Here is an 8,501-nt window from a genome sequence, read left to right on the forward strand (position 1 = left end):
TCGCGACAGCCGCGCGGTCTATATGAACGGCGAGAAGATCAAGGATGTCACCATCCATCCGGCGTTCAAACCGCTGGTCGATCTCAGGGCGCGGATATATGACCTCCAGCATGCCCCGGAGACGCGGCATCTGATGACCTACCGCGAGGACGGAGAGGTTCACGCGATCAACAACAAATTGCCGCTCAGTCAGCAGGATTGGTGGGACAAGCGCCGCGCGACCGACACGGTCCTCGAGGATGTCGGCGGCGTCATCACGCGCGTCGGCGACGAGACGGTCGGCGAAATGTGGTCACTGTTCGACGGGCAGGACGTGCTCAACGACGTTGATCCGCAATTCTCCAAGAACATTCGCAACCACATCTTCAAGGTGCTGCATTCCGATCCGTTCCATGTGTCGGCAAACACCGATCCCAAGGGGGACCGCTCGAAGGCTCCGCAGGACCAGGATCCCGACATGCTGCTGCATGTCGTCAAGGAGACCGATGCCGGCATCGTGGTGCGGGGCGCCAAATACGAGACGGCAGCGGCCTACGCCAACCAGGCCTTCACCAAGCCGACCATCGCCAATTGGGGCGATGCCGCTTATTCCGATTATGCGGTCGGGTTCATCTGCGATCTCAATTCGCCGGGCCTCAAATTCATCTGCCGCACCGGCTTTGCGGGCCGCGCGCCGGCCGAAGATTATCCACTGTCGAACCGGTTCGACGAGGTCGATGCGTTGGTGATCTTCGACGACGTCGTCATCCCGTGGGATAACGTCCTGTTCTATCGGCATACCAAGGCGGCGGCCTATATTCGGGCCACGCTGCATCGCTACTCGGCGTTTGCGTTTGTGCAGCGGAATCTGAAGCTCGCCGACATGCTGATCGGCGCGGCGCTGTTCAACGTTCGTCAGACCGGACTCGAGAAGCAGCAAGCGGTGCAGGAGAAACTCTCGAAGCTCGCGATCTATCGCGAAGGGATCAATGCGCATCTGACGGCGGCGATCGCGCTGCCCGAGCGCAGCCCCGGCGGCCTGATGATGCCGAACCAGTCGCTGCTATACACCGGGCGTGTGCTGGCCTGCTCGCAGCTTCACGAGATGATGCACGTCGCGCGCGAATTGTGCGGAGGTCAGATCTGCGTCACGCCGGACAAGGCGGCGTTCGAGGATGCCGAGACGGGCCCGTGGCTGGAGAAGTTCTACACCGTCAACGAGAATTGGGTCGCCGATGACCGGCGCCGGCTGCTATCTTTTGCGCGTGATCTGCTTAATTCGGACTATGCGGGTCATCGGTTGACGTTCCAGCTGTTTGCGCAATCGGCGCCATTTGCACACCTTGCCGCGGTCTATCGAAATTTCGATTGGGACGGCCCACTCGATTTTGTGCGCAGATCCGCGGGACTGTCGGAGAGGGTCATGAGAGAGAAGGGCGCTCGGACCGGTGATAGCGCCGTCAACCAATGGTTCGGACAGGTCCGCGATGCGGCCGAATAGCGGGGAGGGGTGTGACGTGTCAGCCATGAGCGTGCAACCGGCGGCAATGGACATTCGGACGCAGTTCCTCGACGGCATGAGCCGGGCCGCATTTTGCGTCAACGTCGTGACGACGGATGGTCCTGCGGGACGCGCCGGCGTCACGGTCTCGGCGATGTCGTCGGTCTCTGCCGACGGCAGCACACCGACGGTTCTGGTCTGTATCCATCATCAAAGCAAGACGGCGACGGCCATCGTCGACAATGGCGTGTTCTGCATCAATATCCTGCGCGACGATCAAGCCGATATCGCCGATCATTTTGGTGGCCGCAGCAAGTTCGGCGGCGACGACAAGTTTGCATATGGGAGATGGCTCTCAGGTGAGACTGGCGCGCCGCGCCTCGCCGAGTCCGTGGTGGCGTTCGACTGTCGCGTCGTGTCGTCCGAACGCGTCGGGACCCATCACATCTTCGTCGGCGCGGTCGGCGCAGTGACGGTGGGCTCAGGCAGGGCCTTGATCTATGCCGATCGCGTCTATGGCCGGGCCCACCCTATCGCCGCCTCGCAGGCGTAACAATTGCTCCCTTCACGACATCAGGACCAGTCGATGACCCACAAACGTATTCGCAAGTTCAACACCAAGGACACATACCCCGAGCAGAAACTCGACAATGACCTCTGCCAGGTCGTGGTCGCCAAGGGCAGCATGGTGTTCGTGCGTGGCCAGGTCGGCCAGGAGCTCGACACCGCCGTCAACGTCGCGATCGGCGATGCTGCAGGCCAGACCGAGCAGGCGATGAAGAACGTCAGGACATTGCTGGCGGAGGCGGGTGCAGAGCTCGGCGACATCTGCAAGATCACGATCTACATCACCGACCCGCGGTATCGCGAAGCGGTCTATCGCAAGATCGGAGAGTACCTCAAAGGGGTCTTCCCGGTCTCGACTGGAATCGTGGTGTCGGCGCTGGCGCGGCCGGAATGGCTGGTCGAAGTCGATGTGACGGCAGTCATCCCCGACGGTCGATGAGGGCTGCATGACCTTCTCCCTGACCGCCCGTTGCCCGGACACCGGAATGTTCGGGATGGTGATCTCGTCCTCTTCTCCGGCGGTCGCGGCGCGCTGTGTCCATCTGCGTGCCAAGGTCGGTGCGGTCGCGAGCCAGAACATCACGGACCCGGCGCTTGGGCAGATCGGCCTCGATCTGCTGGCGCGTGGTTTGAGTGCGCGCGAGGTTTGCGACGCGTTGGTCGCGTCGACGCCGTTCATCGCCTACCGGCAGCTTGTGGTCGTCGATGCGCGGGGACGGACCACGTCGTATTCCGGCAGCAATACGCTCGGCATTCACGCCACGCATGAGGGCGAAGGCGCGATCGCGGCGGGCAACATGCTCGCCAATGCGCAGGTGCCGGTCGCCATGGTTTCGGCTTACCAGGACAGTGCCGGCAAGCCGTTCGTCGAGCGGCTGTTGTCGGCGCTGGAGGCCGGGCTCGCCCAGGGGGGAGAAGCCGGTCCGGTTCATTCGGCAGGCCTCTGCGTGGTGCGCGACGTATCCTGGCCGATCGTGGACCTCCGCGTCGATTGGAGCGATTGCCCGATCGAGACACTCCAGAAGCTGTGGGCGGTCTACCAGCCCCAGGTCGACGCCTACATCGACCGGGCGAAAAATCCGTCGGTAGCGCCCGGTTTCGGTGTCGCTGGCGACGATAGGGCCTGATCGGGCGCGCACCCATGCTATAGTCGGCTTCGTGTAGTCAGATGCAGGGGCCGAGCAGAAGCTGATGAGATATACGCTACGCCAGATCGAATATTTCATCGCCACAGCGGAGACCGGGAGCATCACTCTGGCGTCGGAGCGCGTGAACATCTCGCAGCCCTCGATCTCGACGGCGATCGCGCATCTGGAGGAGGAGCTCGGAACCCAACTCTTCGTGCGGCGGCACGCGCAAGGACTGTCGCTGACATCAGCGGGACGCGTTCTTCTGGTGGAAGCGAAGCGACTGATCGAGCAGGCCGAGCAGGTCTATTCGGTGGCTTCCGAAGTGGGAGAGCGAGTCCGTGGCCAATTATCGCTGGGAAGCCTGGTAACGCTGGCGCCGATGGTGATGCCGGAGCTATCGCACTCGTTCACCTCCACCTATCCGGAATCGCGCATCATTCAGACGGTCGCCGACCACGAGCAATTGCTGGAGCGCCTGCTGCGCGCGGAGCTCGATGTCGCCATCACCTATGACCTCTTGATTCCCGACGAGTTCGAGTTCCTTCCGCTGGCGAGCCTGCCGCCGCATGTCGTGGTCAGCGAAGCCGGTCCTTTGGCGCGCCACTCCGCCGTGAGCCTTCAGGAACTTGCGCGCGAACCGCTGATCCTGCTGGATCTGCCGATCAGCCGCGAATACTTCCTCAGTATGTTCATCAAGGAAGGTCTTGAGCCGAACATCGTGTCGCGTTCCACGCATCAGGACGTGATCCGGACCATGGTCGCCAATGGCTACGGCTATACGCTGGCGAACGTCCGGCCGCGCTGCGAGATTGCGTTGGACGGACGGCGTGTTTCCCGGGTTCGGCTATCCGGTGACCACAGGCCGATGGTCATCGGCGTGCTGACCCTGGCCCAGGGACGAAAATCCCGACTGGTCGACATGTTCGAGCAGCATTGCCGCCGTTTCGTCTCCGACGCCTACATCCCGGGTATGGTCGCGCCTGTCATGGAACGCCGCACCTTCCGCGGACTGGTGGAGGGCGACGAGAGCCGGCCCGAAAAAGGCACGCCGGACTGAGCGGCTGACGTCGCCGCCGCCCGAAGTCCGGAGGCGCATATCGAAATCCGTCGAACCCCATAGTTTTTTTCGATTTTCGTCAAGATGGCGCTGCCGGCTACTGTTCGTGCGGCCGCGTGCGCGTCCCGACTGGTATGCGTCGTGCATCGTCACCGGCCTAGGCGAGAGCGGACTGTATCGGGTAGAGGTGTGAACGCATCCATGACGAAACCGACGATCTATTTCCTCAATGGTCCGAACGCCAATCTCTACGGCTTGGATCGCAGCGGAACCTATGGCCGCGAGAGCTTCGTCTCGATCAAGAAGCGCTGCGAAGATCATGCCGCCACGCTTGGGTTGATCCTCGATTTCCGACAGTCGAACCATGAAGGCGTCCTCGTCGACTGGATCCAGGAGGCGCGGGAGAAGGCCGCGGGCGTCGTCATCAACGCTGCCGGTCTCACTTACACATCGGTTGCGATTCTCGATGCGCTGCTCGCATTCGAGGGACCGATCATCGAGGCGCATATGAGCAATATCTGGAAGCGCGAGCCGTTCCGGCACCATTCCTATGTGTCGCGCGCGGCGACGGGTGTTGTTGCCGGTCTTGGCGCGCTCGGCTACGAGCTGGCCTTGACGGCCGTCTCGCGGTTGATCGTGGAGCGAACAGCTCAATGAAATCCGAGTTGATGGCGTTCTACAGCGCCCACGATGATTTCAACGCGTGGCGCGCAGCGCTTGCGGCCGAGGACGTCGAATTGCGCCAGGCCAATGATATCGTGGAGGTCGGCCGTGTCCGGCACGCGCTGGTCTGGAAGCCGCCGCATGGCTTCTTCGCACGCTTTCCCAATCTCGGTCTCGTCGTCAATCTCGGCGCTGGCGTCGATGCGCTGGTCGGGCGGACCGACCTGCCTGATGTGCCGATCACGCGCCTGTCCGATCCGAAGATGGCGCGCATGATGGCAGGCTACGTGCTGTTCGCGGTGCTGCGTCATGCGCGTCACATTCCAGCGTTCGAACGGGCGCAGCGCCAGCAGCGCTGGCACTACATCCATCCGCGCGATCCTGAGACGATCAGCGTCGGCGTGCTCGGTCTTGGCGAACTCGGCCTGACCGCCGCGATGGAATGTGCACGGCAGGGTTTTCGGGTGCGCGGCTGGTCGAACTCGCCGAAGGCGGTCGACGGCCTCGAGACTTCGGCCGGCCTTGAGGCGCTGGAAGCTGTGTTGGGGAATAGCGACATCGTCGTCTGCATGCTGCCGCAGACCGCAGCGACAAGCGGGCTTCTGGATGCAGCCAGGCTGGCGCAGATGAGACCAGGGGCTGCCTTCGTCAACGTGTCGCGCGGCAGCATTGTCGACGAGGCTGCGCTGATCGCGGCGTTGCGAACCGGCCATATCGCCGAGGCGACGCTGGACGTGTTCGCAACCGAACCGTTGCCATCGGAGAGCCCGCTCTGGACCATGGACAATGTGCTGATCACGCCGCATCTGGCGTCGATCGCGCTGCCGGCGTCCGCTGCACGGCAGATCGGCGAGAATGTCCGCCGTTCTCGGACCGGCGAGCCGCTGCTAAGTCGCGTCGACCCCGGGCGGGGCTATTGATCCCGGCCCGAACAGGCCGCCGATCGCGAAGGCATCGCGCGTGTAGTCGGCGAAGCTCTGGACCGCTGGACGCGGCGTGTGCCGCTTCAGCCGCAGCACCGTGACGTGGGTTGGCGGCAAAGGCTCGACGATCGGCACCACGGCGATGCGGCTGCCGTCGTAGCCAATGGTCGTGCGCGGCACCGCATTATGGATCGAATAGCCTTGTCCATGACCGATTAGCCCTCGGATCATTTCGAATGAGCGACTCCGGAAGGCGACGCGCGGCTCGATTCCGGCGGCGGCAAACAGGCCGAAGAAGTAGTCGCGTGAATGCGGCAGGTCGAGCAGGATGAACGGCTCGTCGCGCAGTTCCCCAAGGCTGATCGCCGAGCGCCTCGCCTGCGGATGGTCGGCCGACAGCAGGATATAGGGCGGCAGCTCGCATAGCTTGTCGCCCGTGATGTCGTCGGGCATGGCGAACGAATAAGAGAGGGCAAGCTCGGTCCGCCCCGACATCAGGGCGTCGATGATTTCCTGCTGGTTGCCTTCCTCCAGCTTGACCGAGATGCCGGGCTGCCGCTGGCGAAAGCCGGAGAGCAGGCCGGGCATGAAGCGCGTGGCCAGGGTCAGGAAACTGCCAACCACGATCTCGCCATGGAGGGTGTTGCCGAGAGATTGGGCGCTTTGTGCGAAATCGCGGGCATGATTGAGTAACAATCGTGCATCGTTGACGAGACGCTGGCCGGCTGGAGACAACGTGACACCTTTCGCCAGATGGCGCACGAAGACCTGAATGCCGAGTTCAGCCTCGATCTGGCTTAGCGCAGCTGAGATCGAGGGCTGCGATACGTTCAGGCGTTTGGCCGCCTCGGTCACACTCCCCGCGTCGGCCGTTTCGACCATGTACCGAAGGGCGCGGAGAGAAAACCTCATCGCGTTTTCCTATGCATCTCCAAAGATAATTATATTTTCCTTATGCTAGCTGCTCCGGCACCCTTTCGTCCAGTGCAACAGGAGCCGATCGATGATCCGCACAGGCGAAGAGTACAAGCAGGGCATTCGCGATGGTCGCGAAGTCTGGATCGATGGTGAGCGTGTCAAGGACGTCACCACGCACCCGGCGCTGAAGCCGATCATCGACATCAAGGCGCGCATGTACGACATGGCGCATGAGGAGCGCTATAGCAGCGATCTGACCTATGTCGAGGGCAACGAGCGGCATTCGATCTTCTACCGGCCTCCGCTGGTGCAGAAGGACTGGCACGACAAGATCAAGGCCCTCGATCATTTCATGAAGGACATTTCCGGCGTCGTCACCCGGGTCGGCGACGAGACCATCGGTGAGATGTGGTCGCTCACCGATGGCCGCGACGTGCTGGCCGAGATCGATCCGCGCTTCGCACCCAATATCGACCGTCATATCCGCGCTGTGATCGAGAAGGACGTCTTCCACGTCTCCGCCAACACCGATCCGAAAGGCGATCGTTCGCTACCGCCGCAGCAGCAGGATCCCGACATGATGGTCCATGTCACGCGCGAGACCGACGCCGGCATCGTCATCCGTGGCGCCAAATACGAGACCGCGGCGGCCTATGCAGACCAGGCCTACCTTAAGCCCACGGTCGGAGCATGGTCGACCGAGAAGCTGTCGGACTATGCGGTGGGCTGCATCGTCAAGATGGGTGCGCCCGGCGTCAAGCACATCTGCCGCAGCGGTTTCGCCAGCCGCAGCAACCCGCAGGACTATCCGCTCGCCAACCGCTTCGACGAGGTGGAAGCGCTGGTCGTGTTCGACGATGTCCTGATCCCCTGGGAGGACGTCTTCTTCTATCGCCATACGCGCGCTGCCCAGTTCGTACGCTCGACCCTGCATCGCTATTCGGCGTTTCCTTACGTGCTGCGCCTGCTTTACGTCGCCGACATGATGATCGGGGCGGCGATGTGGAATGCCAAGCAGACCGGCCTCGAAAAACTGCAATCGGTGCGCGAGAAGCTTGCCGATCTCGTCTGCTACCGCGAGGGCATCAACGCGCATCTCACCGCGTCGATCGCGATGGCCGAGAAGAGCTCCGGCGGGCTGTTGATGCCACAGCAATCCATGCTTTACGCCGGACGCGTCTTTGCCTGCTCGCAGCTGCCGGCGATGATGCACATCGCGCGGGAATTATGCGGTGGCCAGATCTGCATCACGCCCAATGTGAGCGCGTTCGATGCCAAGGGCAGCGGAGAGTGGCTGAACAAGTTCTATTCCCTGAACGATCAGTGGCAGGCCGATGATCGCCGCAGGCTGCTTGCCTTCGCGCGAGACCTTCTCAATTCGGACTATGCCGGTCACCGTCTGACCTTCGTGCAATTCGCCCAGGCGCCGCACTTCAATCATCTGGCCGCTGTCTACAACAGCTTCGACTTCTCCGGCCCGCTCGATTTCGTGAAGAAGTCAGCCGGCTTGTCGGACCGCATCGACGGAAAGAGCGAATGAGTGTGGCCTGCTGTGCGAGTGGATGCTGCGGCGGTCTATATCAGACTGCTTCTCGAACAGGCATCAACGAGCGGCGCGTTACTCTCGTTGTGACAAGCCTGGTTCCTGGAGGTCTCGCCAAGCTGACGGAGATCGACGTGATCGCTGAAACTTCGATGATTTGATCGCGTCAGGGCTAATTGACCGTCAGCTTTTCGCAACATGAGCGCTGATCTCTCGTGAG

General features: G+C 62.3%; 9 protein-coding genes. 8 read left to right on the forward strand and 1 reads right to left on the reverse strand.

From position 1 onward, the window contains the following. The 7 genes from ACXJL8_RS26255 to ACXJL8_RS26285 all read left to right on the forward strand — a co-directional run. Positions 1–1,480 (forward strand): 4-hydroxyphenylacetate 3-hydroxylase family protein (locus ACXJL8_RS26255; RefSeq protein WP_456685854.1); only part of this gene is annotated, 1,480 nt, incomplete at its 5' end. 25 nt (positions 1,481–1,505) lie between these two features. Further along, positions 1,506–2,033, forward strand: coding sequence for a flavin reductase family protein (locus ACXJL8_RS26260; protein WP_456621860.1), 528 nt, complete (start codon positions 1,506–1,508; stop codon positions 2,031–2,033). Positions 2,034–2,066: 33 nt separating this feature from the next. Beyond that, positions 2,067–2,486, forward strand: a complete 420-nt coding sequence (locus ACXJL8_RS26265; RefSeq protein ID WP_456621859.1) for a RidA family protein — start codon at positions 2,067–2,069, stop codon at positions 2,484–2,486. 7 nt (positions 2,487–2,493) lie between these two features. Then, positions 2,494–3,174, forward strand: coding sequence for a DUF1028 domain-containing protein (locus ACXJL8_RS26270; RefSeq protein ID WP_456621858.1), 681 nt, complete (start codon positions 2,494–2,496; stop codon positions 3,172–3,174). Positions 3,175–3,238: 64 nt separating this feature from the next. After that, the gene (locus ACXJL8_RS26275; protein WP_456621857.1) at positions 3,239–4,234 is read left to right on the forward strand and encodes a LysR family transcriptional regulator; all 996 of its coding nucleotides are present in this window, start codon (positions 3,239–3,241) and stop codon (positions 4,232–4,234) included. Between the two features lie 201 nt (positions 4,235–4,435). Continuing rightward, positions 4,436–4,891 carry a type II 3-dehydroquinate dehydratase gene (locus ACXJL8_RS26280; protein WP_456621856.1) on the forward strand — a complete coding sequence of 152 codons (456 nt, stop codon included), beginning with the start codon at positions 4,436–4,438 and terminating at the stop codon, positions 4,889–4,891. Further along, positions 4,888–5,817 (forward strand): 2-hydroxyacid dehydrogenase, encoded by a 930-nt coding sequence (locus tag ACXJL8_RS26285; protein ID WP_456621855.1) that lies wholly within the window; start codon positions 4,888–4,890, stop codon positions 5,815–5,817. The genes ACXJL8_RS26280 and ACXJL8_RS26285 overlap by 4 nt, the downstream gene beginning before the upstream one ends. Here the strand turns inward: ACXJL8_RS26285 and ACXJL8_RS26290 are convergent. Continuing rightward, positions 5,785–6,732 carry a LysR family transcriptional regulator gene (locus ACXJL8_RS26290; protein WP_456685855.1) on the reverse strand — a complete coding sequence of 316 codons (948 nt, stop codon included), beginning with the start codon at positions 6,730–6,732 and terminating at the stop codon, positions 5,785–5,787. The two genes, ACXJL8_RS26285 and ACXJL8_RS26290, sit on opposite strands and share 33 nt — an antisense overlap. Positions 6,733–6,823: 91 nt before the next feature. On the opposite strand from ACXJL8_RS26290, the gene ACXJL8_RS26295 reads away from it, so the two are divergent. Then, positions 6,824–8,278, forward strand: a complete 1,455-nt coding sequence (locus ACXJL8_RS26295; RefSeq protein WP_456621853.1) for a 4-hydroxyphenylacetate 3-hydroxylase family protein — start codon at positions 6,824–6,826, stop codon at positions 8,276–8,278. Positions 8,279–8,501 lie beyond the last annotated feature (223 nt).

Source organism: Bradyrhizobium sp. P5_C11_2 (genome assembly GCF_054049755.1).